Origin of the sequence: Bradyrhizobium sp. SZCCT0148, from assembly GCF_018129985.1 — a bacterium.
GTDB lineage: Bacteria > Pseudomonadota > Alphaproteobacteria > Rhizobiales > Xanthobacteraceae > Bradyrhizobium > Bradyrhizobium japonicum_H.
This window is the reverse complement of the sequence record NZ_JAFCKT010000003.1, coordinates 387921-413972: the sequence shown is the minus strand read 5'-3', so window position 1 is coordinate 413972 and position 26052 is coordinate 387921. Positions and strand designations below refer to the sequence as shown.

Annotated in this window: 22 protein-coding genes; 12 read left to right on the top strand and 10 right to left on the bottom strand. The window is 64.9% G+C overall.

Annotated features, from left to right (window positions below):
* Nucleotides 1-13 precede the first annotated feature (13 nt).
* Together JQ580_RS13760 and JQ580_RS13755 are read left to right on the top strand one after the other, a co-directional pair.
* Nucleotides 14-484, top strand: a complete 471-nt coding sequence (locus tag JQ580_RS13760) for an Hsp20 family protein (protein ID WP_212280566.1) — start codon at nucleotides 14-16, stop codon at nucleotides 482-484.
* A 150-nt stretch (nucleotides 485-634) separates the two neighbouring features.
* The gene (locus tag JQ580_RS13755; protein WP_212280565.1) at nucleotides 635-1405 is read left to right on the top strand and encodes an alpha/beta fold hydrolase; all 771 of its coding nucleotides are present in this window, start codon (nucleotides 635-637) and stop codon (nucleotides 1403-1405) included.
* A 128-nt stretch (nucleotides 1406-1533) separates the two neighbouring features.
* Here the strand turns inward: JQ580_RS13755 and JQ580_RS13750 are convergent, their stop codons facing one another.
* Nucleotides 1534-2310, bottom strand: coding sequence for a hypothetical protein (locus JQ580_RS13750; protein ID WP_212280564.1), 777 nt, complete (start codon nucleotides 2308-2310; stop codon nucleotides 1534-1536).
* 491 nt (nucleotides 2311-2801) lie between these two features.
* Between JQ580_RS13750 and gltB the strand changes: the two genes are divergently transcribed.
* Both gltB and JQ580_RS13740 read left to right on the top strand, forming a co-directional pair.
* Nucleotides 2802-7547: a glutamate synthase large subunit gene (gene gltB, locus JQ580_RS13745; RefSeq protein WP_212280563.1), complete on the top strand. Its 4746-nt coding sequence runs from the start codon at nucleotides 2802-2804 to the stop codon at nucleotides 7545-7547.
* A 174-nt stretch (nucleotides 7548-7721) separates the two neighbouring features.
* A complete protein-coding gene (locus tag JQ580_RS13740; protein WP_212280562.1) occupies nucleotides 7722-9173 on the top strand; it encodes a glutamate synthase subunit beta in 1452 nt (483 codons plus the stop codon).
* A gap of 165 nt (nucleotides 9174-9338) precedes the next feature.
* Here the strand turns inward: JQ580_RS13740 and JQ580_RS13735 are convergent, their stop codons facing one another.
* Nucleotides 9339-11084: an outer membrane beta-barrel protein gene (locus tag JQ580_RS13735; RefSeq protein WP_212280561.1), complete on the bottom strand. Its 1746-nt coding sequence runs from the start codon at nucleotides 11082-11084 to the stop codon at nucleotides 9339-9341.
* A gap of 193 nt (nucleotides 11085-11277) precedes the next feature.
* Here JQ580_RS13735 and JQ580_RS13730 point away from each other — a divergent pair, with 193 nt between their 5' ends.
* The gene (locus tag JQ580_RS13730) at nucleotides 11278-12285 is read left to right on the top strand and encodes a KpsF/GutQ family sugar-phosphate isomerase (RefSeq protein WP_212280560.1); all 1008 of its coding nucleotides are present in this window, start codon (nucleotides 11278-11280) and stop codon (nucleotides 12283-12285) included.
* A gap of 99 nt (nucleotides 12286-12384) precedes the next feature.
* On the opposite strand, the gene JQ580_RS13725 is transcribed toward JQ580_RS13730, so the two are convergent.
* Nucleotides 12385-12942: a carboxymuconolactone decarboxylase family protein gene (locus JQ580_RS13725; RefSeq protein WP_212280559.1), complete on the bottom strand. Its 558-nt coding sequence runs from the start codon at nucleotides 12940-12942 to the stop codon at nucleotides 12385-12387.
* Nucleotides 12943-13013: 71 nt separating this feature from the next.
* Here JQ580_RS13725 and JQ580_RS13720 point away from each other — a divergent pair, with 71 nt between their 5' ends.
* Nucleotides 13014-13343, top strand: a complete 330-nt coding sequence (locus JQ580_RS13720) for a winged helix-turn-helix transcriptional regulator (protein WP_212280558.1) — start codon at nucleotides 13014-13016, stop codon at nucleotides 13341-13343.
* Between the two features lie 45 nt (nucleotides 13344-13388).
* On the opposite strand, the gene JQ580_RS13715 is transcribed toward JQ580_RS13720, so the two are convergent.
* The 4 genes from JQ580_RS13715 to hemH form a co-directional block, all read right to left on the bottom strand.
* Nucleotides 13389-13832, bottom strand: coding sequence for an NfeD family protein (locus tag JQ580_RS13715; protein ID WP_212280557.1), 444 nt, complete (start codon nucleotides 13830-13832; stop codon nucleotides 13389-13391).
* Nucleotides 13833-13886: 54 nt separating this feature from the next.
* Nucleotides 13887-14888 (bottom strand): SPFH domain-containing protein, encoded by a 1002-nt coding sequence (locus JQ580_RS13710; RefSeq protein ID WP_212280556.1) that lies wholly within the window; start codon nucleotides 14886-14888, stop codon nucleotides 13887-13889.
* Between the two features lie 605 nt (nucleotides 14889-15493).
* Nucleotides 15494-15664 (bottom strand): hypothetical protein, encoded by a 171-nt coding sequence (locus JQ580_RS33815; RefSeq protein WP_249134147.1) that lies wholly within the window; start codon nucleotides 15662-15664, stop codon nucleotides 15494-15496.
* Nucleotides 15665-15674: 10 nt separating this feature from the next.
* Nucleotides 15675-16712, bottom strand: coding sequence for a ferrochelatase (gene hemH, locus JQ580_RS13700; RefSeq protein ID WP_212280555.1), 1038 nt, complete (start codon nucleotides 16710-16712; stop codon nucleotides 15675-15677).
* Nucleotides 16713-16795: 83 nt separating this feature from the next.
* Here hemH and JQ580_RS13695 point away from each other — a divergent pair, with 83 nt between their 5' ends.
* A complete protein-coding gene (locus JQ580_RS13695) occupies nucleotides 16796-17194 on the top strand; it encodes an MAPEG family protein (protein WP_212280554.1) in 399 nt (132 codons plus the stop codon).
* Nucleotides 17195-17221: 27 nt separating this feature from the next.
* Here JQ580_RS13695 and JQ580_RS13690 read toward each other — a convergent pair whose 3' ends face one another.
* Genes JQ580_RS13690 through JQ580_RS13680 form a run of 3 tightly spaced genes read right to left on the bottom strand, consistent with a single transcriptional unit; the run spans nucleotide 17222 to nucleotide 21065 of the window.
* Nucleotides 17222-18349 (bottom strand): nickel/cobalt transporter, encoded by a 1128-nt coding sequence (locus tag JQ580_RS13690; RefSeq protein WP_212280553.1) that lies wholly within the window; start codon nucleotides 18347-18349, stop codon nucleotides 17222-17224.
* Complete coding sequence (locus JQ580_RS13685) at nucleotides 18346-18984, bottom strand: DUF1007 family protein (protein WP_212280552.1); 639 nt, start codon at nucleotides 18982-18984, stop codon at nucleotides 18346-18348. Before JQ580_RS13685 ends, JQ580_RS13690 begins: the two co-directional genes overlap by 4 nt.
* The gene (locus tag JQ580_RS13680) at nucleotides 18984-21065 is read right to left on the bottom strand and encodes a M3 family metallopeptidase (RefSeq protein ID WP_212280551.1); all 2082 of its coding nucleotides are present in this window, start codon (nucleotides 21063-21065) and stop codon (nucleotides 18984-18986) included. The genes JQ580_RS13685 and JQ580_RS13680 overlap by 1 nt, the downstream gene beginning before the upstream one ends.
* Before the next feature lie 138 nt (nucleotides 21066-21203).
* Between JQ580_RS13680 and JQ580_RS13675 the strand changes: the two genes are divergently transcribed.
* The 5 genes from JQ580_RS13675 (at nucleotide 21204) to JQ580_RS13655 (ending at nucleotide 26043) form a co-directional block, all read left to right on the top strand.
* Nucleotides 21204-21458, top strand: a complete 255-nt coding sequence (locus JQ580_RS13675; RefSeq protein WP_106949259.1) for a hypothetical protein — start codon at nucleotides 21204-21206, stop codon at nucleotides 21456-21458.
* A 682-nt stretch (nucleotides 21459-22140) separates the two neighbouring features.
* Nucleotides 22141-23283 (top strand): type III PLP-dependent enzyme, encoded by a 1143-nt coding sequence (locus JQ580_RS13670; protein ID WP_212280550.1) that lies wholly within the window; start codon nucleotides 22141-22143, stop codon nucleotides 23281-23283.
* A gap of 130 nt (nucleotides 23284-23413) precedes the next feature.
* On the top strand, nucleotides 23414-24001 hold the full coding sequence (locus JQ580_RS13665; RefSeq protein ID WP_212280549.1) for a GNAT family N-acetyltransferase: 588 nt from the start codon (nucleotides 23414-23416) through the stop codon (nucleotides 23999-24001).
* A 147-nt stretch (nucleotides 24002-24148) separates the two neighbouring features.
* The gene (locus JQ580_RS13660) at nucleotides 24149-24538 is read left to right on the top strand and encodes a RidA family protein (protein WP_212280548.1); all 390 of its coding nucleotides are present in this window, start codon (nucleotides 24149-24151) and stop codon (nucleotides 24536-24538) included.
* A gap of 62 nt (nucleotides 24539-24600) precedes the next feature.
* Entirely contained in the window at nucleotides 24601-26043 is a 1443-nt protein-coding gene (locus JQ580_RS13655; RefSeq protein ID WP_212280547.1) for a homospermidine synthase, read from the top strand.
* Nucleotides 26044-26052 lie beyond the last annotated feature (9 nt).

Genomic DNA, 26052 nt, shown 5'->3' with positions numbered 1-26052 from the left:
GGAGGACTTGACCATGCGTAGTTACGATCTCACCCCCTTCTATCGTTCCACCGTCGGCTTCGACCGCCTCTTGAACCTGCTCGACCAGGCCAGTTCGGACGGCAGCCCCGGTTATCCCCCCTACAATATCGAGCGTACCGGCGAGAACGCCTACCGCATCACCGTTGCGGTCTCGGGCTTCGCCAAGGACGAGCTCTCCATCGTCGCGAAGGAAAACACGCTGACGATCAAGGGCGAGAAAGTCGCCAACGAGAACTCGAAGTCCGAAGTGCTCTACCGCGGCATCGCCGCGCGGGCGTTCGAGCGCGCCTTCCAGCTCGCCGACTTCGTACAGGTGAAGGACGCCTCGCTCGAGAACGGTCTGCTTCACGTCGACCTCGTCCGTGAGATTCCAGAGGCGAAGAAGCCGCGCCAGATTGCGATCAATACCGGTGCGCAAGGCGCACAGGTGATCGAGAATTCGGCCGCGCAAGTCGCCGCTTGATCCCAAACGCCACTTCCAGGTTACGAAAACGCCCCGGTGCCCCGGGGCGTTTTTATTTTGCGCTGCATCACAGAGTGGTGAGGGCGCGTAACTCCATCGCCGCACGCTCCGTCCTTTGGACATCGCATTAGAAGTCGACGGAGAACGATCATGACCCTTTGGCGCAGCCTTTTCGTCGCCGCGAGCCTGCTGACGGCCCCCGTCAGTTTTGCCCATGCACAGGCGCCGCAAACGGTGAAGGCGAAGAACGTCGTGCTGTTGCACGGTGCCTGGGCCGACGGGTCGAGCTGGTCGGAGGTGATCCCGATCCTCCAGGCCTCAGGCCTGCATGTCACCGCCGTGCAGAATCCGCTGTCGTCGCTTGCGGACTCGGTCGAGGCGACCAGGCGCGCGCTGGCCGAGCAGGACGGGCCGACCGTGCTGGTTGCGCATTCCTGGGGCGGCACCGTGATCAGCCAGGTCGGCACCGATCCCAAAGTGACTGGCCTCGTCTATATCGCCGCCCGCGCGCCCGATGCGAACGAGGATTTCGTCGCGCTGTCGAAGCAATTTCCGACCGGCCCGGCGCGCGCCGGTGTCGTCGAGCGCGACGGTTACACCAAGCTCTCGGAAGATGCCTTCCTGAAATACTTCGCCAATGGCGTGAAGCCCGAGCAGGCCAAGGCGCTGTACGCCGTGCAATGGCCGACCGCGGCCTCGATCTTCGCCGGCCGCACCACGGAAGCGGCGTGGCATTCGAAGCCAAGCTGGTACGCGGTGTCGAAGAACGACTACACCATCAATCCCGATTTCGAACGCTTTCTCGCCAAGCGCATGAACGCGACCACCGTCGAGCTCGATGCCGGCCACCTCTCGCTGGTATCGCATCCGAAGGAAGTCGCGAATTTGATCCTGGACGCGGCGGGATATCCGCGGAGCTGAGGCGCAAGTGCCGAGATGCAAAAGGCGCCCGAGCATCTCAGGCGCCTTTTGTTCTGCTTAACTCTCTCCCCGTGAGTCGTCCCCGCGAAGGCGGGGATCCATGACTCCGGGAAGCAGCTTGCCGGGGGCTAATCCAGCCCCTGCGCCGCAGGCATCTCCTGCGTGGGCAGAATTGCAGGAGCAGGCTTGGCCTGCCCGACGGTCGATGCAGCGACCTCGGCCGGCTTGGCCGCCGCTGTCGCGGTCTGCTGCACAGGCTGTGGCTTCGGTGCCTGAGCCTGCTGAGTCACCGGCTCGGCCGGCTTGGCTGCGACCGGCGTCTGCCCGCGCGGCGGGGCGGCCCTCGGCAGCGGCACGGTACGGCTGGCCATGTGAGGGATCAGGCCCGGTGGGCGGGGCGGCCCGCTGCGGATCACGGTCGGCGGCGGCAACGCGCTCTGCGGGCCATAGGGGCCGATTGCGGGCTCCGCGACGGCGGGGGCCATGCCGTAGGCGTCGGCGGCCGGCATGAAACGGATGATCCGCCCGTCGCGGGCATCGATCACGAGCCGGCCGTCATCGCCGCGACGGTCGATCACCGCGATGGTATAGACGCTGCCGCGCAGGCGCGGGATGCCGAGCGGCGAGAAGCCGTTTTCGCGCAAGACCGTATAGACTTCGGTCGATGGCAGCAGCGCCGGACCCCGCTCGTCGTCGTCATAGCTGTAGCCGTAGCCCTGTCCGTAACGCGGCGGCATTGGCGGGGCGGCTTCGGGCGGCGCGTAGGGTCCGTCGAAATCCGACACCGTGATCACCGCCCCTCTCGCGATACCGTTCGCGGGACCTTGCGCCAAAACCTGCCCGTGCCCGGCGCTGATGGCGAGCACCAGCGTGGCGGCAGCCACACATCCTGTGAAAAACTTCATGATCGACACGCTCCTGTCAGGCCCCCGAAGGCGTCGCGCTCTTTCGCTTCTTGCGGCGTGGCGCGCCTTTCGAAGGGTTGATCCGAAGCTTCATTCGGGATTTCGGCGCCCACAGGGCCGGATCAGGGCGCGTTTGCTTCAAAACAGGGGCTGCGCAACTTTCGGAAAGCGATTGATTGACATATCGGCAATCGGGACTTCCGCGCGCTTGTGTGATAGACAAAAATTTGGCAAGGTGACGTTTAGGACAGGAAGACTGTCTCAATTTTGCTTGCGGTTCCGGCATAGGGATTGCAACGAAAATCGGTGCTTTCGAGCGCCATAAGGCAACAGGCAAAGCCGTTCTCGGGGACGAAGAACGCCTAGGCCTGAATTTAAGAAAATGCGGCTCGCAGCGGACGAGCGGTGACCCAGAGGCGGGTGCCGCGGACCGCCCAAGGTGCGCCGAAGGTGGCGGTGAGGCAGCTTGCCGCATGGAGAGGATTGGAACAATGACCGGGTCGCAATTCGAGAGCGCAAACATCGTGGCAGAACAACTGTCGGCGACGGTCGCTTCGAAAACGACCGATCCGATCACCGCACCGATTCAGGAACACAATTCGCGCCCGCCGGCCGTTGGCCTCTACGATCCGAGCCTGGAGAAGGATTCCTGCGGCGTCGGCTTCATTGCCAACATCAAGGGCAAGAAGTCCCACGAGATCGTGGCGGACGCGCTGAGCATCCTCTGCAACCTCGAGCACCGTGGCGCGGTCGGCGCGGACCCGCGTGCCGGCGACGGCGCCGGCATCCTGGTGCAGATCCCGCATGCCTTCTTCAGCCGCAAGGCCGCAGAGCTTGGCTTCACGCTGCCGGCGCCCGGCGAATATGCCATCGGCGCGCTGTTCATGCCGCGCGACACCGCATGGCGCAACGTCATCAAGAGCATCATCGCTGACCAGATCAAGGAAGAGGGCCTGACCCTGCTCGGCTGGCGCGACGTGCCGACCGACAATTCTTCGCTCGGCGTCACCGTGAAGCCGACCGAGCCCGCCTGCATGCAGGTGTTCATCGGCCGCAACGGGACCGCCAAGACCGAGGACGATTTCGAGCGCCGGCTCTACATCCTGCGCAAGTCGATCTCGCAGGCGATCTACCAGCGTCGCGATCGCGGACTTGCAGGCTATTACCCCTGCTCGATGTCCTGCCGCACCGTGATCTACAAGGGCATGTTCCTCGCCGACCAGCTCGGCAAGTACTATCCCGATCTGCACGAGAAGGATTTCGAGAGCGCGCTGGCGCTGGTTCACCAGCGCTTCTCGACCAACACCTTCCCGGCCTGGTCGCTGGCGCATCCCTATCGCATGATCGCGCATAACGGCGAGATCAACACGCTGCGCGGCAACACCAACTGGATGGCCGCGCGCCAGGCTTCCGTCAGCTCCGAGCTCTACGGCAAGGACATCAACCGGCTCTGGCCGATCTCCTACGAGGGACAGTCGGACACCGCCTGCTTCGACAACGCGCTCGAATTCCTGGTGCAGGGCGGCTACTCGCTGCCGCACGCCGTGATGATGATGATTCCGGAGGCGTGGGCCGGCAATCCTCTGATGGATGAGAAGCGCCGCGCCTTCTACGAATATCATGCCGCACTGATGGAGCCGTGGGACGGCCCCGCCGCGATCGCCTTCACCGACGGCCGCCAGATCGGCGCCACGCTCGACCGCAACGGCCTTCGTCCGGCGCGCTATCTCGTCACCAAGGACGACCGCATCGTGATGGCGTCCGAGATGGGCGTGCTGACGATCCCCGAGGACCAGATCATCACCAAGTGGCGGCTGCAGCCCGGCAAGATGCTGCTGGTCGATCTCGAGCAGGGCCGTCTCATTCCAGACGACGAGATCAAGGCCGAGCTCGCCAAGAGTCATCCCTACAAGGAATGGCTGGAGCGGACCCAGATCGTGCTAGAAGAGCTGCCGAAGGTGCCGACCACAGGCGTGCGCTCCAACCTGTCGCTGCTCGATCGCCAGCAGGCGTTCGGCTACAGCCAGGAAGACATCGCGATCCTGATGACGCCGATGGCAGCAACAGGCGAGGAAGCCGCCGGCTCGATGGGCAACGACACTCCGATCTCGGCGCTGTCGGACAAGGCCAAGCCGCTCTTCACCTACTTCAAGCAGAACTTCGCGCAGGTCACCAATCCGCCGATCGATCCGATCCGCGAAGAGCTGGTGATGAGCCTCGTCTCCATCATCGGGCCGCGGCCGAATCTGTTCGACCTGCAGGGCATGGCCACCACCAAGCGTCTCGAAGCGCGCCAGCCGATCCTGACCGATGCGGACCTCGAAAAGATCCGTTCGATCTCGGACGTGGCCGACACCCACTTCAAGTCGCGCACGCTGGACACCACTTTCCACGCCGGTCTCGGCGCGGCCGGCATGGACCAGGTGCTGGACGAGCTCTGCGCGCGCGCCGAGAGCGCGGTGCGCGAGGGCGTCAACATCATCATCCTGTCCGACCGCATGGTCGGCACCGACCGCGTTCCGATCCCGTCGCTGCTGGCCTGCGCCGCCGTGCATCATCACCTGATCCGCACCGGCTTGCGCACCTCGGTCGGCCTCGTCGTCGAATCCGGCGAGCCGCGCGAAGTGCATCACTTCGCCTGTCTTGCCGGTTACGGCGCCGAAGCGATCAATCCTTACCTCGCGTTCGAGACCATCATCGCGATGAAGGACCGCCTGCCTGGCTCGCTTGACGATTACGAGATCGTCAAGCGCTACATCAAGTCGATCGGCAAGGGCCTTTTGAAGGTGATGTCCAAGATGGGCATCTCGACCTACCAATCCTATTGCGGCGCGCAGATCTTCGACGCGGTCGGCCTCAAGGCCGAGTTCGTCGGAAAGTTCTTCGCCGGCACCCATACCCGCATCGAAGGCGTGGGTTTGACGGAGATCGCGGAAGAAGCCGTGCGCCGCCATGCCGACGCGTTCGGCGAGTCACTGGTCTACAAGAACGCGCTCGACGTCGGCGGCGAATATGCCTATCGCAGCCGCGGCGAGGATCATGCCTGGACCGCCGAGTCGGTCGGGCTGCTGCAGCACGCCGCCCGCGGCAATTCGCTGGAGCGCTACCGCGCCTTCGCCAAGATCCTCAACGAGCAGTCGGAGCGGCTTCTGACGCTGCGCGGACTGTTCCGGATCAAGAACGCCGAAGAGGAGAAGCGCAAGCCGATCCCGCTCGACCAGGTCGAGCCGGCCAAGGACATCGTCAAGCGTTTCGCCACCGGCGCGATGAGCTTCGGCTCGATCTCGCGCGAGGCGCACACCACGCTCGCGATCGCCATGAACCGGATCGGTGGCAAGTCGAACACCGGTGAAGGCGGCGAGGAAGCCGACCGCTTCAAGCCGATGCCGAACGGCGACAGCATGCGCTCGGCGATCAAGCAGGTCGCCTCGGGCCGCTTCGGCGTTACCACGGAGTATCTCGTCAACTCCGACATGATGCAGATCAAGATGGCGCAGGGTGCCAAGCCCGGCGAAGGCGGCCAGTTGCCCGGCCACAAGGTCGACGCGACCATCGCCAAGGTTCGGCACTCGACGCCGGGCGTCGGCCTGATCTCGCCGCCGCCGCATCACGACATCTACTCGATCGAGGATCTGGCGCAGCTGATCTACGACCTCAAGAACGTCAACCCGACGGGCGACGTCTCGGTCAAGCTCGTCTCCGAGATCGGCGTCGGCACGGTCGCCGCGGGCGTCGCCAAGGCGCGCGCGGACCATGTCACCATCGCGGGCTTCGAAGGCGGCACCGGCGCTTCGCCGCTGACCTCGATCAAGCACGCCGGCTCGCCCTGGGAAATCGGCCTCGCCGAAACCCACCAGACGCTGGTGCGCGAGCGGCTGCGCAGCCGTATCGTGGTCCAGGTCGACGGCGGCTTCCGCACCGGCCGTGACGTCGTGATCGGCGCGCTGCTCGGGGCCGACGAGTTCGGCTTCGCCACCGCGCCGCTGATCGCGGCCGGCTGCATCATGATGCGCAAGTGCCATCTCAACACCTGCCCGGTCGGCGTCGCGACTCAGGATCCCGTCCTGCGCAAGCGCTTCACCGGCCAGCCCGAGCACGTCATCAACTACTTCTTCTTCGTCGCTGAGGAAGTCCGCGAGATCATGGCGAGCCTCGGCTTCCGCACCTTCAACGAGATGGTCGGCCAGGTTCAGCTGCTCGACCAGACCAAGCTGGTCGCGCACTGGAAGGCCAAGGGCCTCGACTTCTCGAAGCTGTTCGTCAAGCAGAAGGAAGAGAAAGGCCAGAAGATCTATCACTCCGAGCGCCAGAACCATCATCTGGAAGCCGTGCTCGACCGCACGCTGATCGAGCAGGCGCAGCCCGCGCTCGATCGCGGCGCGCCGGTGAAGATCGAGGCCAAGATCAACAGCACCAACCGCTCAGCGGGCGCGATGCTGTCCGGCGCGGTCGCCAAGATCTACGGCCATGCCGGCCTGCCGCACGACACCATCCATGTCAGCCTCAAGGGCACCGCCGGGCAGGCCTTCGGCGCGTGGCTTGCCCACGGCGTCACCTTCGAACTGGAGGGTGAAGGCAACGACTATGTCGGCAAGGGCCTTTCGGGCGGCAAGATCATCGTCAAGCCGCCTGCCAACAGCAGCATCGTGCCGGAAGAAAGCATCATCGTCGGCAACACCGTGATGTATGGCGCGATCCAGGGCGAGTGCTACTTCCGTGGCATCGCCGGCGAGCGTTTCGCCGTGCGCAACTCGGGCGCGGTCGCCGTGGTCGAAGGCGCGGGCGATCATTGCTGCGAATACATGACCGGCGGCATCGTGGTCGTGCTCGGCAAGACCGGGCGTAACTTCGCGGCCGGCATGTCCGGCGGCATCGCCTATGTGCTCGACGAAACCGGCGATTTCGACCGTCTCTGCAACATGGCGATGGTCGAGCTCGAGCCTGTGCTGTCGGAGGAAATGATAAACGCCGACACCTATCACGCCTCCGGCGACCTCGAGGCGCACGGCCGCGTCGACGTGTTCAAGAACCTGCTCGCCTCCGACGTCGAGCGGCTGCACGTCCTGATCTCGCGCCACGCGAAAGCCACCGGCTCCAAGCGCGCCGCCGACATCCTGGCCAATTGGAAGGAATGGCTGCCCAAATTCCGCAAGGTGATGCCGGTCGAGTATCGGCGCGCGCTGCGCGAAATGGCCGCCAACGCGGACGCCGAGCCGAAAATCGCGATCGGGGCGTAGTACTATCAGCGCCCGTCATTGCGAGCGCAGCGAAGCAATCCAGACCTTCTCCTCGGCATCAGACTGGATTGCTTCGTCGCTTAAGTGCAAAATTGCTCCGCAATTTTGTCACGAGCTCCTCGCAATGACGGTGGGGAAGCAACAAACGACCAAGCGGCAGGGACTTCGGATTCAATGGGCAAGATCACGGGTTTTCTTGAAATCGAACGGCACGACCGCAAGTACGCTCCGGTCGCCGAGCGCGTGAAGCATTTCCACGAGTTTGTCGTTCCGCTCTCCGAGAAGGAAACGCGGGACCAGGCCGCGCGCTGCATGAATTGCGGCATTCCCTATTGCCACGGCACCGGCTCCGTCGCGCCCGGCACGCCCGGCTGTCCGGTCAACAACCAGATCCCCGACTGGAACGACCTCGTCTACCAGGGCAACTGGGAAGAAGCCTCGCGCAACCTGCACTCGACCAACAACTTCCCGGAGTTCACGGGACGTATCTGTCCGGCGCCGTGCGAAGCGTCCTGCACGCTCAACATCGACGACAACCCGGTCACCATCAAGACCATCGAATGCGCGATCGTCGACCGCGCCTGGGACAATGGCTGGCTGAAGCCTGAAGTCGCGGCCCACAAGACCGGCAAGAAGGTCGCCGTGATCGGCTCGGGCCCGGCCGGCATGGCCTGCGCACAGCAGCTCGCGCGCGCCGGCCATGACGTGCACCTGTTCGAAAAGTACGCCAAGGCCGGCGGCCTGCTGCGTTACGGCATTCCCGACTTCAAGATGGAGAAGGGCATCATCGACCGCCGCGTGGCGCAGATGGAAGGCGAAGGCGTCACCTTCCACTACAACAGCCATGTCGGCACTGAGGGCAATGTCGATCCGCGCGAGATGCTCAACGAGTACGACGCGGTTGCGCTGACCGGCGGCGCGGAAGCCCCCCGCGACCTGCCGATTCCCGGCCGCGAACTCGCCGGCATCCACTACGCCATGGACTTCCTGCCGCAGCAGAACCGCCGCGTCTCCGAGGAGCCCCTGAACGGCGTCCAGGAGATCCTGGCCGGCGGCAAGCATGTCGTCGTCATCGGCGGCGGCGACACCGGAAGCGACTGCATCGGCACCTCGTTGCGCCAGGGCGCACTGTCGGTGACCCAGCTCGAGATCATGCCCGCTCCGCCCGAGCGGGAGAACAAGGGCCTGACCTGGCCGAACTGGCCGCTGAAGATGCGGACGTCCTCCAGCCAGGCCGAAGGCGCGGTGCGCGAATTCGCCGTGTTGACGCAGAAGTTCTCGGGCGAGAACGGCCAGATCAAGAAGCTGCACTGCGTGCACGTCGACGACAAGTTCAAGCCGATCGCCGGCACCGAGTTCGATCTCGATGCCGATCTCGTCCTGCTCGCGATGGGCTTCGTGCATCCCGTGCACGAGGGCCTGCTCAAGCAGCTCGCGGTCGAGCTCGACCCGCGCGGCAATGTGAAGGCCAACACGCTGGACTACCAGACCTCCCGCCCGAACGTGTTCTCCGCCGGCGACATGCGCCGCGGCCAGTCGCTGGTGGTGTGGGCGATCCGCGAGGGCCGGCTGTGCGCGCGGTCGATCGATACGTTCCTGATGGGGAAGACGGATCTGCCGCGGTAGGTCCTGTCATTCCGGCGCGCGCCACTTGGCGCGAGCCCGGAAATCCATCGGGCCCCGGCGCTTTTAGATGAATGGATTCCGGGCTTGCGCTTCGCGCGCCCCGGAATGACTGGAGCAAGGGCCCCTCCCCGTCGCACGGAATGCGCACGGCAGCATGCCCGCCCCCTAATTCTGCAACCTCACCCCGACCAACATCACCGTCCCCTGCGAGCTCGACCCCGGCTGGTTCGAATCCAGGATGTCGTGGCGCAGGGTGCCCTTGACCCAGATGTTGCGGTTGAGCTTGTAGATCAGATTGCCTTCGAGCGAGTAGGTCTTGTCGTTGCGGTTCTGGCCCTGGTAGTCGAGCGTGCCGTAGGTGAACTTGCCGACGGCCGTCAGCCAGCGGCGGAAGTCGTGATCGACTTCCGCCGCGTAAGTGCGCACCAGCACGCCGGAGGAGCCGGGGACGGTGGTCTCGGCGATCTGCGTGTCGGTGAAGAATTTCACCGTGGTGAGGCCGCTCGCATTCCAGATCAGCGAGCCCGTGGTGAGGAAGCCTGCGAGCTGGCTGAGGCGCGGGTCGGTATAGTTGCGCGCGGAATAGCCGACCGAGATTTCGCCGGTGAGGATGCGCGAGAACTCGAAGGACGTGCCGGCCTTGGCGTAGCCACCGTTTGAATCGCGGAAATAGCCGTTGCGGTCGGCGGCCTGGTCGTGGACGCGGGTGTCACCCTGAATCTCGACGAACGGCTTCAGGCCCGGCTTGAGGTCGTAGGAGAAGCGCCCGATGCCGCCATACTGGTTGAAGTCGCGATCACCGTTTCCAAAGGTCGAGCCGTCGGTGAGCCTGGAGTCCGTGTAGGCGGTGCGATCGACGGTGGCGCCGGCGGCGACCTGGAAACGATTGAAGGTCTGGTCGAAGCCGACAGTGGTGCCGTAGGCGGCGTAGACGGGATATCTCTGCAGGCCGGCCTGCACGTTCGGGCTGCCGGGATTGTCGGTCGCGAGCCGCAGGCGCAGCTGCGAGGTCAGCTTGAGATCGCGGCTGACGTCGAGGCGGCCATCGACATGGCCGGTAAAGTCGGGGCGATCGGCTTCGACCGGCGAAGGCGAGGCAAAGCCGTTGATCGTCGCCGGCATGTTTTGGGTGTAGCCGGAGAACGAGCCGCGCAGGTCAGCCACCAGCGCGTGGCGCTCCCAGTCCGACGCCACCAGGAGATCCGGAGCGACGACATAGACCGGGGAGCCGACCGGCCTGTTCAGACGCGTGGGATTGGTGTCGTAGCCGGTGGAGAGCTCGAGCCCGCCCTTGATCAGGAAGCTGCCGGCGTAGTCGCCGACGGCACCGAACGGATCATCATCCGCCTTGAGGCGGCGGCGCAGCGGCTGTCCGGGCACGGTGCCCGCCATCGCCGCCGACACCGGCGCCTTGTTGGCGGAGGCGGAGGGCGGCGGCGCAATCTTCGGCAGGCCGAGCGTCCGCGGTGGCGGCGCCGTGGTCGGCACCGGCGAGCCGGGACCGGCGGCGCGCTTCGGCTTCGCCTGGCCGGGATAGAGCTTGGGCTGTTGCCGCTTGCGGTTGAGCGAGTCGTAGCCGGAGCTGCTCGCGCCGGTGGCGGCAGGCAGTCCGTAAGTCGGGACCTGACCGATGCGCGAGGTCGCCGGCTTCTCGCGGGCCTTGCGCGGATCGGCACCGGGATCGGGCAGCGCCGGCAACGTATCCGACGGCGCCTGCGGCACGCCCGCCGTGCGGCGCGTCGGCAGCGTGTCAGGCGAGGCGAAGCCGCCGCGGTTGGGATTGAACAGGTCGGGCGTGAGGCTTTGGGCGGCCGCGGGCGCGCTTCCCAGGGCCGTCAGCGCAAAGCACGGCAAAGCCGCACGCAGGAATTGCGCGCGTTTGCTCCGGCCCATGCCTGGAGACGACCCCACGATGGAAAAACTCCAACGAAATCAAACACTTTCACGATGACCTCCGCCGGCTGGCGGAAACCATCGTTAATGGACTTAAAACAATTATGGTTAACGACCGGTTGAGGGTTCTGGCGCGCTCGTCGCCTCCGCCGCCGCGGCGTGCTAATGAGGCGTCGACCGGGCAAACGCCCCCTCCTCCCTGGACCAGAACATGCCGAGTTCGAAACCGCTGATGACCGCATCATCCGGCCCCATCTCCGACAGCGTCGAATCCGCGCTCCGCACGCTGGAGACGGAGAGCGGCGGCATCAACGCACTCGCCGCCGCCCTGCGCGGCCCGCTGGGCGCGACATTCGCGAAAGCGGTCGATCTGATCCGCAACGCCAAGGGCCGCGTCATCGTCACCGGGCTCGGCAAGTCAGGCCATATGGGGCGCAAGATCGCGGCGACGCTGGCCTCGACCGGCACGCCGGCGTTCTTCGTGCACGCCGCCGAGGCCGGCCATGGCGACCTCGGCATGATCACCACCGACGACGTCATCATGGCGTTGTCCTGGTCCGGCGAGCAGCCGGAGATGAAGAACCTCGTGAACTACTCGGCGCGCTTTGCGATTCCCATGATCGCAGTGACGTCGAACGCGGCCTCCTCGCTGGGACAGGCCGCCGACCTCGTGATCGAATTGCCGAAGGCGCGCGAGGCCTGCCCGCACAATCTGGCGCCGACCACCTCGACGCTGATGCAGGCCGCGATCGGCGATGCGCTCGCGATCGCGCTGCTCGAAGGCCGCGGCTTCACCGCGCTGGAGTTCGCGCATTTCCACCCCGGCGGCAAGCTCGGCGCGATGCTGAAATTCGTCCGCGACTACATGCGCACGGGTGCCGAGATCCCGGTCAAGCCGCTCGGCACCAAGATGTCGGACGCCGTGGTCGAGATGTCGGCCAAGGGCCTCGGTTGCGTCTGCATCGTCAACGCAGCGAACGAGGTTGCGGGCATCATCACCGACGGCGACCTGCGCCGCCACATGCGGCCGGACCTGCTGACGGCATCGGTCGACGACATCATGACGAAGCAGCCGAAAACGGTACCGCCCTCGATGCTCGCCACCGAGATGATCGAGGTGCTGAACACCCGCAAGATCACGACGCTGGTCGTGACCGAGGCCGGCAAGGTGGTGGGCATCGTGCATCTGCACGATCTGCTGCGCGCGGGCGTGGCCTAGGTCTCTCCACCGCATTGCGGGGAGCGAAGCGACGAAGCACTCCAGCGTCGCTCCGCAGAGACACTCTGGATTGCTTCGTTACGCTCGCAATGACGGCGGTTAGAGCGGCGCCGGAAACCGCGCCGCCGTCTCCTCCAGCGGCAATCGCAGCCCGTTCGCCAGATACGACACCGTACGGTAGAAGCCGCACAGCAGCATGATCTCCAAAATCTGCGCCATATCGTAATGCGCCGACAGCGCGGCAAACTCTGCATCGCTCAACGTCGCGCGATGATGCAGCGCGTCGACCGCTGCGATCATCGCCTGCTCGCCCGGTGACCAGCATGACGACGCGGCATCGCCCTGCACCGTGGCACGCACCTCGTCTTCGGTGAGCTTCGCCGGCCCGGCGAAGGCCGCGACATGCACGCCCCATTCGTACTCGCATTGGTTCAGCGCGCAGGTGCGGTCGATCACGATCTCGCGCTGGCGCAGGGAGAGCGGACCGGGATCGAGCAGGCCGCCGGCACGAAACTTGTCCCAGGCGCGGCCGTGGCCTGCCATCACCCGGAACAGCAGCAGCGGCGGCGCGCCGCGCATGATGCGGTCGAACTGCGCCTGGATCTCCGGGGGATAAGGCGGGGTGAGCGGGGCGATGCGCGGCGTCGGAGATGACATGAGCGATCTCTTTGCTACAATTACCGTAGCAAAACGCTACACTATCTGTAGCGACCCGCAAGAGGGGAACGATGGCGAAATTGGCCGGCTTGAAAACACGCAGCATCCGCGGCTCGCGCACCGGCCGGCCGGTCATGGCACTGCTCGACCTCCTCGGCCGCCGCTGGGCCTTGCGGATCCTGTGGGAGCTCCGCGACGCCCCCCTCACCTCCCGCGCATTGCGATCGGCCTGCGACGAGGCCTCGCCAACAGTGCTGCAGACGCGGCTGGACGATTTGCGCGAGGCGGGTTTCGTGGAACTGGGCGAAGGTGGCGGCTATGGGCTGACGGCGCTGGGACGGGAATTGTGCGAGATGGTCATGCCGCTGCACCGGTTTGCGGAGAGGTGGAACAAGACCTGAGACGGTGTTTTCCCGCCCGTTCTTACGGGGAGACGTGAAGAATTGTCAGGCCGCCGCCACGGTCAGGTTCGCACCGTCCACCTGCACCACCTTCACCCGCGTTCCCGCCGGCGTATCGGGGCCGGCGACGCGCCACACCGTGTCGCCGATGCGCATGGTGCCGCTGCCGTCGACGATCGGCTTCTCCAGCGTGAACTCGCGTCCGAGCAGCGCATCGGCGCGCTTGTTGAGGAACGGGCTGGCGCTTGCATCCGACTTCGGTCGCGCAAGGCGGCGCCATATCGGCACGGCGGCGGCGGCAAACAGCGCGAACATCACGAGCTGGATCTGCCACGATAGGGCGACGGTGAACGAGATCAGGCCGACGAGCAACGCGGCGAGCCCGAGCCAGAACAGGAAGACACCCGGCGCCAGCACCTCCAGCGCCATCAGGATGAAACCGAAGATCAGCCAGTTCCAGGTGCCGAGCGATACGAACATGTCGGTCATGACACGACCTTTTATCATGGTGGATGCCCCTGTCGAAGGGGCATCCACCAGGGACTATCCCTGCCGCGGCGGCACCGCCGGCGGCGTGCCGCCGGTCGTCGGCACCGAGCTCGGACGGCGCGCGGCGGCAGCGGAGGCCGCGCTTTCGCCAAACGTTGCCTTTGCGATCTCGCCGATGCCGGCGAGCGAGCCCAGCATGCTCATCGCCTCGACCGGAAGCATGATGACTTTCTGGTTCGGCGATTCGGCCAGTTGCCCGAAGGCCTTGATGTATTTGTCGGCGATGAAATAATTCAGCGCGGCCACGTCGCCCTTGGAAATCGCTTCGCTGACCATCTGGGTCGCCTTGGCCTCGGCCTCGGCAGACCGCTCGCGGGCCTCGGCGTCGCGGAACGCGGCCTCCTTGCGGCCTTCGGCCTGGAGGATCTGGCCCTGCTTGGCGCCCTCGGCGCGCAGGATCTCGGATTGGCGCTGGCCCTCGGCGGCGAGGATGTCGGCGCGCTTGACGCGCTCGGCCTTCATCTGCCGGCCCATGGCTTCGACGAGGTCGGCCGGCGGCACGATGTCCTTGATCTCGATGCGGTTGACCTTCAGGCCCCAGGGCGAGACCGCGGCATCGACCACGCGCAGCAGGCGCTCATTGATCTCGTCGCGGTGCGACAGCACCTGATCGAGATCCATCGAGCCCATCACGGAACGGATGTTCGTCATGGTCAGGACGGTCACGGCCTGGGTCAGGTTGGAGACCTCGTAGCTCGCCTTGGCGGCATCAAACACCTGGTAGAAAGCAACGCCGTCCACCGTCACGGTGGCGTTGTCCTTGGTGATGACCTCCTGCTCCGGGATGTCGATCACCTGCTCCATCATGTTGATCTTGCGTCCGACGCGATCGAAATAGGGCACGATCAGGTTGAGGCCGGGGCTCAGCGTCTGCGTGTATTTGCCGAACCGCTCGATGGTCCAGTCATAGCCCTGCGGCACCGTCTTCACGCCGGCGATCAGCGTGACGATGACGAGCAAAACCAGAACAATCGCGAAAATGTCGAAACCGCTCATATTTCCTCCAAGGCAGGAAAAACGACCTTTCCCGCGCCGTATGTTGGTCGGTATCGCAACCCTACCGGTTCAGCGGTCGCAATTCACGTCGGTATCGGCTCAATTCTGCACAAGTCGTCCAGGCAGGGAATGGCCACGATATGTATTTACGAGAGACCCTTGAAAGCGTGCAGGCGCAAGCCTAGCAGCGGAAATTAGCGAATCCGAACGGCCCATCGGACGACTTCATTCGATGACGTCATTCGCGAGGGTGATGAGGCCCGGGTGAACTGTCACGCCGAACTCCCTGGCCGTCTTGAGATTGACCGTGAGTTCGAACTTGGTGGGGTTCTGCACGGGCAGGTCGGCTGGCCGCGCGCCTTCAGGATGCGATCGATATAATCGGCGGCACGGCGGAGCTGCTCGGCGCTGTCGGTGCTTTAGGACAGGTGACGACGACGAACACGATCGGATGGTCGTGGTGCGGCGGCGCAGCTCCTCGACCGAAGGCGTGCCGAGCGGGAGCAAGACTTCGGGCTTCAGCGCGATCAGTTCGTCGGCGAGCCGGGCGATGCGGGCGCGGTCGCCGCCGCTGCGCCAGTCGATCTCGGGATTGTCGCGCTTTTTCAGCCAAGGCCGGCGAGCGCGTCGACCAGGCGGGCTTGGTCGATCTCGTCATCGGAGGCGATCACGGAGAGCACGCCGAGCCGGCGCACCGCGCGCGGCTGCTGCGCCATGACCGAGACCGGCAGCACCGCGATCGTCCCAGGAAGCGCCACACACTCGCGGCGGCTCATAGGACGCCCATCAGATCCAGCCCTGGAGCTCGCGCAGCACGAGGGTGCGGATCACATCCATGCCGGGATCGCTGTCGTTGAGGCAGGGAATGGCGGAAAACTCCTCGCCGCCATTGTGCTTGAAGATCTCGGCATTCTCCTCCGCGATCTCCTCCAGCGTCTCCAGGCAGTCGGCGGAAAAGCCGGGCGTCACCACCGCAAGCCGACGCACGCCTTCTTTCGCGAGCCGCTCCATGGTCTTGTCGGTATAGGGCTGGAGCCACTCGTCGAAGCCGAAGCGCGACTGGAAGGTCAAGAGCAGTTTGGTTTCGTCCATGCCGAGCCGGCGGCGCAACGCCTGCGTCGTGGCGACACAATGGCTCTGATAGGGATCGCCCTTCTCGACATAGGTTTTCGGCATGCCGTGGAAGGACGCGACGATCAGCTCCGGTGCGAAGGACAGGGTTGAAAGATGCGTCTCGATCGAGGTCGCGAGGGCGTCGATGTAGGCCTCGTCCTCGTAATAAGGCGGCGTGACGCGGAGCGTCGGCTGGTTCCGCAGGCTGGCAAGCACGCGGAATACCTCGTCGCAGACCGTTGCCGAGGTCGAGGCCGAATATTGCGGATACAGGGGAACGGTGAGGATGCGCTCGCAGCCCCTGGCGATCAATCCGTCGATGCCGGCTTTGATCGACGGATTGCCGTAGCGCATCGCCCAATCGACCACGACATGGGCATGGCTCGACAACGCCGCGGCGAGCTTGTCGCTCTGCGAGCGCGTGATGGTCTTGAGCGGGGACTCGTTCTTTTCGGTGTTCCAGATCTTCAGATAGTCGCGCGCCTTGGCCCGCGGCCGGGTGTTCAGGATGATCCCATTGAGCACGGCCTTCCAGATCAGCCCCTGGTCCTCGATCACCCGGGCGTCGGAGAGGAATTCCTTGAGATAGACCCGCACGCCCCGAGCGTTGGCCGTATCGGGCGTGCCGAGATTCACCAGCAGCACGCCGACGCGCGGCAGGGCGGATTGGGCGGCCGGTCTCGCGGCCTCGATGGGAACGACACTGGTCATGGCTCTGTGGGTCGCGCGTTGCTCCGAACTTGTCAAGATGAGGCCGGTTTCGTTAGGGTCCCACCCCAGGCTGGGGAGGAAAGATGACACTCGCGGAATGGTTCGTCTTCGGAGCGCTGCTGCTCTATCTGTCTACGATCGCCGCGATCAAATGGATCAGGTTTCGGCGCTTCGACAATGCCCGGCCGCGCGACCCCGCCTTCTACGAGGACGCGCTCTCGCAGCGCGCGCTCGGCGCGCACCAGAACGGCATCGAGACCTTCCCGTTCTTCGCCTTCGCGGTGCTGCTCGCCGAATACCGGGACTCGCCGCAGCGGCTGATCGACGAACTCGCGGCGCTGTTCCTCATCGTCCGCCTCGCGTATGTGCTGACCTATCTCGGCAACCGCCCGACGCTGCGCTCGATCCTCTGGACCCTCGGCTTTGCGATCAATCTCGGGATCTTCTTCATGCCGGCGCTGAAGCGGTTCTTGCCTGTGTGAGCCCCCGCGTCCGGGGCACGAGTTTGCCTAGAAGCACGTCGTCCGTTCGGCCGCGATGTAGCCCAACAAGAGACCTGTACCGAACAGCAGCACGACGCCCGCGGCCGCGAGTTCGATGCCGCGCATGAACAGCGCACCGCCGCCGTCGCGTCCTGCGCTGAGGCGGGCGGCGATGTCCTTGGCGGAGACGGCGATGACCGCGATGGCCGCGACCGTGATCGCGGTGCCGAGCCCCATCAGGAACGTCGCGGCGATGCCGGCCCAGAACAGGCCCTGGGCCAGCGCGAACACCAGCACGAGGATCGCGCCCGAGCAGGGGCGGATGCCGACGGTGAGGATCGCGGCGAACCCGCGCCGCCAGCCGCCGGGGCCGGCGAGTTCGCTCGGCGTGGGGCCATGGGAATGGCCGCAATGCTCGTCGTGAACGTGGTCATGGCCGTGATGGGTTCGGGCGTGAGCATGATCATGACCGTGCCGATGATCATCATGTCCGTGATCGTGACGATCGTGGGCGTCATGATGATGGTGGTGGCCGTGATCATGATCGTGCGGCACGCCGGCGAGCGCCGGCACTGGCTGGGCCGCTTGCAGCGCCCTGATGAACGTGCGGCCCTTGACCCACACCAGCCGCAGGCCGAACAGCGCGATCAGGCCATAGCTCGCGATCTCGATCACGCCTTCCGCCTTGCACATGGTCTTGGCGGTCGCATTCAGCACCCAGGCCGATATCCCGACGATCAGGATCGCCACCAGCGACTGCATCAGCGCCGAGGCGAACGACAGCGCGATGCCGCGCCGCGCAGTCTCCCGGTTGGCGACGAGGTAGGAGGCGATCACCGCCTTGCCGTGGCCGGGGCCGGCAGCGTGGAAGATACCGTAGGCAAAGGAAATGAAGAGCAGCGTCCACACCGCCGAGCCGTCGGACTTCGCGGCGCGGATGGTCGACGACATCTGGCGATAGAATTCCGACTGCTTTGCCAGCAGCCAACCGATGATCCCGCTGGCCTCGGGTTCAGCCGCTTGCGCCGGCTTCGGCGCGCCGAACGGATTTTGCGCGAGGACATCGTGAAGCGCGGCATCGGCCACCGCCAGCACGGCGATAACCACGGCGCAGGCAAAAAGCCCGCGGGCAAGCGGGGAAAGCTTTGGCGTCAAGGGCAATCCACCGTGATCTTGTTGGCGAACATCATGCCGAAATTGCTGTTCTCGCCGTTCAGGAACGTCTGCTCATTGAGCTTCTGGGCCATGGCGGAGCCGTCGTTCGGCCGGTCCAGCTTCATCTGGCAGCCTGCGGGCGCGCCCACCAGCTTGACCGGATTGTCCTTGGCCATCTGGAAGTCGATGAAGAAGGAGCGGTCGAACACTTCGAGCACCAGCTGCTTGGACTTGACCGGGTTCTTCAGCGGCAGCGTGAAATGCAGCGTCAGGACCGTATCCTTGTAGTCGAGGAAATAGTCGACCGGCTCCTGGAATCGCTCCTTCTTGCCGTCGGCTCGCGCAAAGGTGAAGTAGGCGTATTCCTTCAGCGACTCGACATTGGTTTGCGCCAGCGGTCCGAGCTCCTCGCGCGTATAGGCGCCCTTGGTCTTGCTCTCGAGCCCCTGCACCGCATAGGCAGAGAACATGTCGTCAAACGTCCAGGCGTGGCGGACGCCGGTGATGGTGCCGTCGGGGGCGTAGAGCAATTCGCTGGTCGCGGTGATCCAGACATGCGGATGCGCATGCGCCGTGCCCGCCGCGAGTGACAGGCCGGCGGCGAGCAGCAAGCCGAACAGGGCGCGCATGCCCATCAGGCGGCCTTCGCGTCGTCGAGCAGGCCGCGGCGCCGCAGCAGCGCGTCGGGTTCCGGAGGACGGCCGCGGAAAGCCTCATAGGCAGCTTCCGGATCGAGCGATCCGCCACTCGAATAGATGTCGTCATGCAGACGCTTGGCGACGGCGGGATCGAAGATATCACCGGCCTCCTCGAACGCGCCGAAGGCATCGGCGTCCATCACCTCCGACCACATGTAGCTGTAATAGCCGGCGGCATAGTGGTCGCCGGTGAAGATGTGACCGAACTGGGTCGGACGGTGGCGCAGCGCGATCTCCTCGGGCATGCCGATCTTCTCCAGCTCGCGTCTCTCGAAGGCGCGGACATCCTGTGCGGCGGCGGCAGGCTGGGTGTGGAATTCGAGGTCGATCAGCGCCGAGGAGACGAACTCCACCGTGGCAAAGCCCTGGTTGAATTTTCGTGCGGCCAGGAAGCGCTGCAACAGCTCGTCGGGCAGCGGCTCGCCGGTCTGGTAGTGGCGGGCGAATTTCTGCAGCACCTCGGGCCGTTCCTGCCAGTGCTCGTAGAGCTGCGACGGCAGCTCGACGAAATCGGTGAACACGGAGGTGCCCGACAGCGACGGATAGGTCACGTTGGAGAGCATGCCGTGCAGGCCATGGCCGAACTCGTGGAACAGGGTGCGGGCGTCGTCGGGCGACAGCAGCGAAGGCTCGCCGCCGGCGCCCTTGGCGAAATTGCAGATGTTGAGAACCAGCGGCGCGACCTCGCCGTCGAGCTTCTGCTGATCGCGCAGCGAGGTCATCCAGGCGCCGGAGCGCTTCGACGGCCGGGCGAAGTAGTCACCGTAGAACAGCGCCTTGTGCTTGCCGTCCGGCCCCTTCATCTCCCAGACCCGGACGTCGGGATGCCAGACCGGAACGTCCTTGCGCTCATCGAAAGTGACGCCGAACAAGCGCGTGGCACAGTCGAAGGCGGCGGCGATCATGTTGTCGAGCGAGAGATACGGCTTGATCGCGGAATCGTCGAAATTGGCGCGCTGAAGGCGCAGCTTTTCGGCGTAAAAGCGCCAGTCCCAAGGGGCGAGCTTGAAATTGCCACCCTCTTCCGCGATCAGCGCCTGCATGTCGTCGCGGTCGGCAAGCGCCCGCGCCCGCGCCGGCTTCCAGACCCGCTCCAAGAGGCTTCGCACCGCGTCCGGCGTCTTGGCCATGGAGTCTTCCAGACGGTAAGCGGCAAAGGTCGGATAGCCCAGCAGCTTGGCGCTCTCTTCGCGCAGCTTCAGGACCTCGACGATGGTTCCATTGTTGTCGTTGGCATTGCCGTTGTCGCCCCGCGCGATGAAAGCCTTGTAGACCTTCTCGCGCAGATCACGCCGGGCGGAGCTCTTCAGGAACTGTTCGACCGAGGAGCGCGACAGCGTGACGATGGCCTTGCCTTCCATGCCGCGCTCTTCTGCCGCAGCCTTGGCGCTGGCGACGAAGCTCTCCGGCAGGCCCTGGCGGTCGGCCTCCCCGAGCTCCATGACCCAGTCCTGCTCGTCGCCGAGCAGATGATGGCTGAAGCTGGTGCCGAGCTGGGCGAGCCTCTCGTTGATCTCGGCCATCCGCGTCTTGGCCTCATCGGAGAGGCCGGCGCCGGCGCGATGGAAACGGGTATAGGTGCGCTCCAGCAGGCGAAGCTGCTCCGAAGATAGATCCAGATTGGCGCGATTCTCGTGCAGCTGGGCGATGCGGCCGAACAGCACGGCGTTCATCATGATCGGATTCCAGTGCCTTGCCATCCGCAGCGAGACCTCCTTGTCGATCTCCAGGATCGCCGGGTTGGAATGCGCCGACACGAGGTCGTAGAACACGGCCGCCACTTTGCTCAGCAGCTTGCCCGAGCGCTCCAGCGCCGTGATGGTGTTGGCGAAGTCGGGCGCAGCCGGATCGTTGGTGATCGCCGCGATCTCGGCGGAATGGTCGGCGAAGGCCTGCTCGAAGGCCGGCAGGAAGTGCTCCGGCTCGATCTCGTCGAAGGGCGGGGTCGCAAACGGCGTCACCCAGGCCTTCAGCAGCGGGTTGGTCTCGGAGTCGGTAATTTGGCGGGTTTCTGACATCACAAGTCCCAATTTCATGGCTCAATTGTTGCGGCCAGCTATAGCACGCGATGGGGCTTTTTTGGGCCATTTGCCCTTGCCCCCGGCCGCCTTTTCGAGGAGATTGCGGCCCTCGACAGACCCTGGACCCCTGAGCTCATGAACGCGCCTTCTTCCTCTTCCCGTCAGATCGTCTGGCCAAGCGTCATCACCGTCATCAGCGCCGCCATCCTGATTGGCGCCGAGGTGTTCGGCGCGGCATTCGCTGGCGGCTGGGCGCTCGCGATCCTGTTCGGGCTCGGCGATCAGGGCACGCACATCCTGCAGGCCGTGCTGTTCGCGCTCGGCGTGCTCGTGATGACCGCGTTCATCCGCGCAGCTCAGCGCGTCGAGCCCTTCACGAAGCGCGGCTGAATTTGTTCGCGCGAGTGACGCGCGAATTGGGCTCAAAAACTTAACGCCCGTTCATCTTTCGCGTCGCGCGCGCCACACTGCGCAAGCAGATGTTAGGCAATTCTGTTCTCAGCCTAAAAAAATTCTTGCGAAGCAGAGTCAAAACGCTTATGTGCGCCCTTGCCCAATTTCGCACGTGCCTGTGGTCGTGTGTCAGTCGGTAGGTATCCGGACAAGAGGCCGGACAGCCGCCAAGGGGTGAAGAAGCCGAGGGGCTCTTCGGAAGTGCGGAAGTCAGAGACCGAAGGTCGCAAGACCTGAAGTTGGAAGACGAAGCAAACCCGGAGGGTCCAGCATCTCTCTCAAGAGATGCCTTGTCGAAGGTGACTTCACTTCTTGCAACCGTGACTGGCAGCCGGAGGCGAACCGGCGCACCCCGCTCTCAACGGGGGACGCGACTTAAAGCAACGACGGATCGGGCTTTTTTGGTCTCTACCGGCATTCCAACGCCGGCGCGGGCTACTGAAAAGGCTTGTCCTTCATTGCCAGGTGTGCGGGCGGGAAATTCCCAACCAATCCACGGCAGCACAGTCTGATTTGAGTCTTTGGCTCGTCGCGCCTCCATCGCGCGATCTGGCCGGGGCGCTTATCCGACGACATTTTTTGAACGGATCCCCGTCGCTGGGCCGTTTGGGAGAGTGCTATGACCGAACGTATTCAGGAATTCCTGCGCAACCGCCGCAGCGAGGGCCAGGACACCGAGCCTTGCCTCGTGGTCGACCTCGAAGTCGTGCGCGACAATTACCAGACCTTTGCCAAGGCGCTGCCCGACAGCCGAGTGTTCTATGCCGTCAAGGCGAACCCGGCGCCGGAAGTGCTGTCGCTGCTCGCGTCCATGGGCTCCTGCTTCGACACCGCGACGGTCGCCGAGATCGAGATGGCGCTGGCCGCGGGTGCGACGCCCGACCGCATCTCTTTCGGCAACACGATCAAGAAGGAGCGCGACATCGCGCGCGCCTTCGCGCTCGGCATTCGCCTGTTCGCTGTCGATTGCACCGCCGAAGTCGAGAAGATCGGCCGGGCCGCTCCCGGCGCGAAGGTGTTCTGCCGTATCCTCTATGACTGCGCCGGCGCCGAGTGGCCGCTATCGCGCAAGTTCGGCTGCGACCCGGAAATGGCCGTCGAGGTGCTCGACGTCGCCAAGCGCCTGGGCCTGGAGCCGTGCGGCATCTCCTTCCATGTCGGCTCGCAGCAGCGCAAGGTGAAGGCGTGGGACCGTGCGCTGGCGATGGCTTCGCAGGTGTTCCGTGACTGCGCCGAGCGCGGCATCAACCTGACCATGGTCAACATGGGCGGCGGCTTCCCGACCAAGTACCTGAAGGACGTGCCGCCGGTGGTGACCTACGGCCGGTCGATCTTCCGCGCGCTGCGCAAGCACTTCGGCAACCAGATTCCGGAGACCATCATCGAGCCGGGCCGCGGCATGGTGGGCAACGCCGGCATCATCGAATCCGAGGTCGTGCTCATCTCGAAGAAGAGCGACGAGGACGAGGTGCGCTGGGTGTACCTCGACATCGGCAAGTTCGGCGGTCTCGCCGAGACGATGGACGAGTCGATCCGCTACGCCATCCGCACCCGTCACGACGGCGCGGACATGACGCCGTGCGTGCTCGCAGGCCCAACCTGCGACAGCGCCGACGTGCTGTACGAGAAGAGCCCGTATCCGCTCCCCGTCACGCTCGAGATCGGCGACAAGGTGCTGATCGAAGGCACCGGGGCCTATACGTCGACCTACTCGGCAGTCGCGTTCAACGGCATCCCGCCGCTGCGGACGTACCACATCTGATCCGCCTCTTTCTCTGAGGCCTGACGAACCCGGGAGCCGGCTTGCCGGCTCCTCCCCTGACATTGCCATTCTGATGACGCTTGAACCCGCGTGCCGTTGGCGCACGAATTCAAGCGAGGACTGACGCGCCATGACTGCTCCTCGGAAGCCACAGATCGCCCTCACCTCGAAAGCCGCTCCGTTCGTGATCCGCGCGGAGCGTGCTGCCGACGTCGCTGAGCGTGAAGCGCTGCTCGATGCCTGCTTTGGCGAGAACCGCCACGGCCGCACCTGCCAGCGCCTGCGCGACGGACGCGCACCTGCCGCGGGGCTGGCCCTGTCGGCAGTGCGCGAGGGCAACCTCGTGGGAACCGTGCGGCTGTGGCACGTCAGCGCCGGAGGCAGGCCCGCTCTGGTCCTCGGACCGCTGGCGGTAGATCCTGCCTGCCGCGAGCTCGGGATCGGCGCCGCGCTGATGCGTCATGCGCTGGCCGCCGCCCGGGCGCGCGGGCATGAAGCCGTGATCCTGCTCGGCGACGCCCCTTATTATGCCCGCTTCGGCTTCTCGGGCGAGAAGACGGCTGAGCTCTCGCTGCCCGGCCCGTTCGAACGCGACCGTCTGCTCGCGATCGAATTCACCGGCGGCGCGCTCGACGGCGCCGAGGGGATGATCATGCCGACCGGCGCGACGCTGTCCAAACGGAGGTTGGCTCGTCCCCTCCAGGCGCGCGCGGCCTGAGGGATTGCCATGATGCGACGACCGAAGCCGCGTCAAGCGGCAACGGCGAGCTGCGCCCGGACAAACGCCCGTTCTTTCGGGGTTGCGTGAGCGCCGGAAACGCCCTTTAAACCCCGCAATACACCCCTTTCAGTCGAGGTCCAAAACATGTCCCGTCGCCTGATCTCCACCGGCTCCCCGTTCGAGAAGACCGCCGGCTACAGCCGCGCCGTGATCGACGGCGATTTCGCCTTCGTGGCAGGAACCACCGGCTATGACTACACGACGATGACCATGCCGGCCGACGTCACGAGCCAGTCACGCAACTGCTTCAAGACCATCGAAGCTGCCCTGAAGGAGGGCGGATTCGAGATGGCCGATATCGTCCGCGCGACCTACTACGTCACCGACGCCAGCAGCGTAGACGCCCACTTCGCCGTCTGTGGCGAGGTCCTCGGTGACATCAGGCCGGCGGCGACGTTGTTGGTCGTCAGCGCTCTCGCCAAGCCCGAGATGAAGGTCGAGATCGAAGTCACCGCCAAGCGCCGCAGCGTCTGAAGCGCCGCAGCGCCTGATCAATCCCCTCGCCATTTGTTTGCCAGTTCCGGAGAAACCATCCCATGAGCCCCGCCTCGCAGATTTACGCGAAGATCACCGGTCCCATCGTCATGGTCGGCTTCGGCTCCATCGGCAAGGGCACGCTGCCGCTGATCGAGCGGCACCTCGACTACGACAAGTCGCGCGTCACCGTGATCGATCCCAAGGATGAGGGCCGCAAGGCGCATTGCGAGAAGCAGAACGTGCACTTCATCCAGAAGGCCGTGACAAAGGACAATTATCGGGAGTTGCTGACACCGCTGCTCACCGAAGGCGGCGGCCAGGGCTTTTGCGTGAATCTCTCCGTCGACACAGGCTCGACCGACATCATGGAGCTCTGCAACGAGCTTGGCGCGCTCTATATCGACACCGTCAACGAGCCCTGGCTCGGCTTCTATTTCGATGCCTCCAAGGGCCCGGAGGCGCGCTCCAACTACGCGCTTCGCGAAGCGACGCTGGCTGCCAAGAGGGCGCGTCCCGCGGGCTCGACGACGGCCGTCTCCTGCTGCGGCGCCAATCCCGGCATGGTCTCCTTCTTCGTCAAGCAGGCGCTACTCAATGTCGCCGCTGACCTCAAGCTCAACGCGCCCAAGCCTAAGACTAAGGCCGAATGGGCGGATCTGATGCGGCAGGCCGGCATCAAGGGCATCCACATCGCCGAACGCGACACCCAGCGCTCCAAGAAGCCAAAAGAGCCCGACGTCTTCGTCAACACCTGGTCGGTGGAAGGCTTCCTCTCGGAAGGCGTGCAGCCGTCAGAACTCGGCTGGGGCACCCACGAGAAATGGATGCCCGAAAATGCGCGCACCCACGAAGCCGGCTGTGGCGCCGCCATCTATCTGATGCAGCCCGGTGCCAACACGCGCGTGCGGACCTGGTGCCCGACCCGCGGCGCTCAATATGGATTCCTCGTTACCCACAACGAGTCGATCTCGATCGCCGACTACTTCACGGTGCGCGATGCCTCGGGCACCGCGGTCTACCGGCCGACCTGCCACTATGCCTATCATCCGGCGGACGATGCCGTGCTGTCGCTGCATGAGATGTTCGGCCGCGCCGCCAAGATGCAGGAGAAGCACCACATCCTCGACGAGAACGAGATCGTCGACGGCATCGACGAACTCGGCGTCCTGCTGTTCGGCCACGACAACAATGCCTATTGGTACGGCTCGCAGCTCTCGATCGAAGAGACCCGCAAGCTCGCGCCCTATCAGAATGCCACCGGGCTGCAGGTGACCTCCGCCGTGCTCGGCGGCATGGTATGGGCGCTGGAGAACCCGAACGAGGGAATCGTCGAAGCCGACGAGATGGATTTCGATCGCCTGCTGGAAATCCAGCTGCCCTATCTCGGCCCGGTCAAGGGTTTCTACACCGACTGGACGCCGTTGACGGACCGCCCGGGCCTGTTCCCGGAAGATATCGACACCAGCGATCCCTGGCAGTTCAGGAATATCTTGGTGCGGTAATCACTCGCC

Bases quoted from the DNA above. Each gene is read 5' to 3' on its own strand.
- JQ580_RS13760 (WP_212280566.1), top strand. From the start codon at position 14: ATGCGTAGTTACGATCTCACCCCCTTCTATCGTTCCACCGTCGGCTTC.
- JQ580_RS13755 (WP_212280565.1), top strand. From the start codon at position 635: ATGACCCTTTGGCGCAGCCTTTTCGTCGCCGCGAGCCTGCTGACGGCC.
- JQ580_RS13750 (WP_212280564.1), bottom strand. From the start codon at position 2,310: ATGAAGTTTTTCACAGGATGTGTGGCTGCCGCCACGCTGGTGCTCGCC.
- gltB (WP_212280563.1), top strand. From the start codon at position 2,802: ATGACCGGGTCGCAATTCGAGAGCGCAAACATCGTGGCAGAACAACTG.
- JQ580_RS13740 (WP_212280562.1), top strand. From the start codon at position 7,722: ATGGGCAAGATCACGGGTTTTCTTGAAATCGAACGGCACGACCGCAAG.
- JQ580_RS13730 (WP_212280560.1), top strand. From the start codon at position 11,278: ATGCCGAGTTCGAAACCGCTGATGACCGCATCATCCGGCCCCATCTCC.
- JQ580_RS13725 (WP_212280559.1), bottom strand. From the start codon at position 12,942: ATGTCATCTCCGACGCCGCGCATCGCCCCGCTCACCCCGCCTTATCCC.
- JQ580_RS13720 (WP_212280558.1), top strand. From the start codon at position 13,014: ATGGCGAAATTGGCCGGCTTGAAAACACGCAGCATCCGCGGCTCGCGC.
- JQ580_RS13715 (WP_212280557.1), bottom strand. From the start codon at position 13,832: ATGACCGACATGTTCGTATCGCTCGGCACCTGGAACTGGCTGATCTTC.
- JQ580_RS13710 (WP_212280556.1), bottom strand. From the start codon at position 14,888: ATGAGCGGTTTCGACATTTTCGCGATTGTTCTGGTTTTGCTCGTCATC.
- JQ580_RS33815 (WP_249134147.1), bottom strand. From the start codon at position 15,664: ATGAGCCGCCGCGAGTGTGTGGCGCTTCCTGGGACGATCGCGGTGCTG.
- hemH (WP_212280555.1), bottom strand. From the start codon at position 16,712: ATGACCAGTGTCGTTCCCATCGAGGCCGCGAGACCGGCCGCCCAATCC.
- JQ580_RS13695 (WP_212280554.1), top strand. From the start codon at position 16,796: ATGACACTCGCGGAATGGTTCGTCTTCGGAGCGCTGCTGCTCTATCTG.
- JQ580_RS13685 (WP_212280552.1), bottom strand. From the start codon at position 18,984: ATGGGCATGCGCGCCCTGTTCGGCTTGCTGCTCGCCGCCGGCCTGTCA.
- JQ580_RS13680 (WP_212280551.1), bottom strand. From the start codon at position 21,065: ATGTCAGAAACCCGCCAAATTACCGACTCCGAGACCAACCCGCTGCTG.
- JQ580_RS13675 (WP_106949259.1), top strand. From the start codon at position 21,204: ATGAACGCGCCTTCTTCCTCTTCCCGTCAGATCGTCTGGCCAAGCGTC.
- JQ580_RS13670 (WP_212280550.1), top strand. From the start codon at position 22,141: ATGACCGAACGTATTCAGGAATTCCTGCGCAACCGCCGCAGCGAGGGC.
- JQ580_RS13665 (WP_212280549.1), top strand. From the start codon at position 23,414: ATGACTGCTCCTCGGAAGCCACAGATCGCCCTCACCTCGAAAGCCGCT.
- JQ580_RS13660 (WP_212280548.1), top strand. From the start codon at position 24,149: ATGTCCCGTCGCCTGATCTCCACCGGCTCCCCGTTCGAGAAGACCGCC.
- JQ580_RS13655 (WP_212280547.1), top strand. From the start codon at position 24,601: ATGAGCCCCGCCTCGCAGATTTACGCGAAGATCACCGGTCCCATCGTC.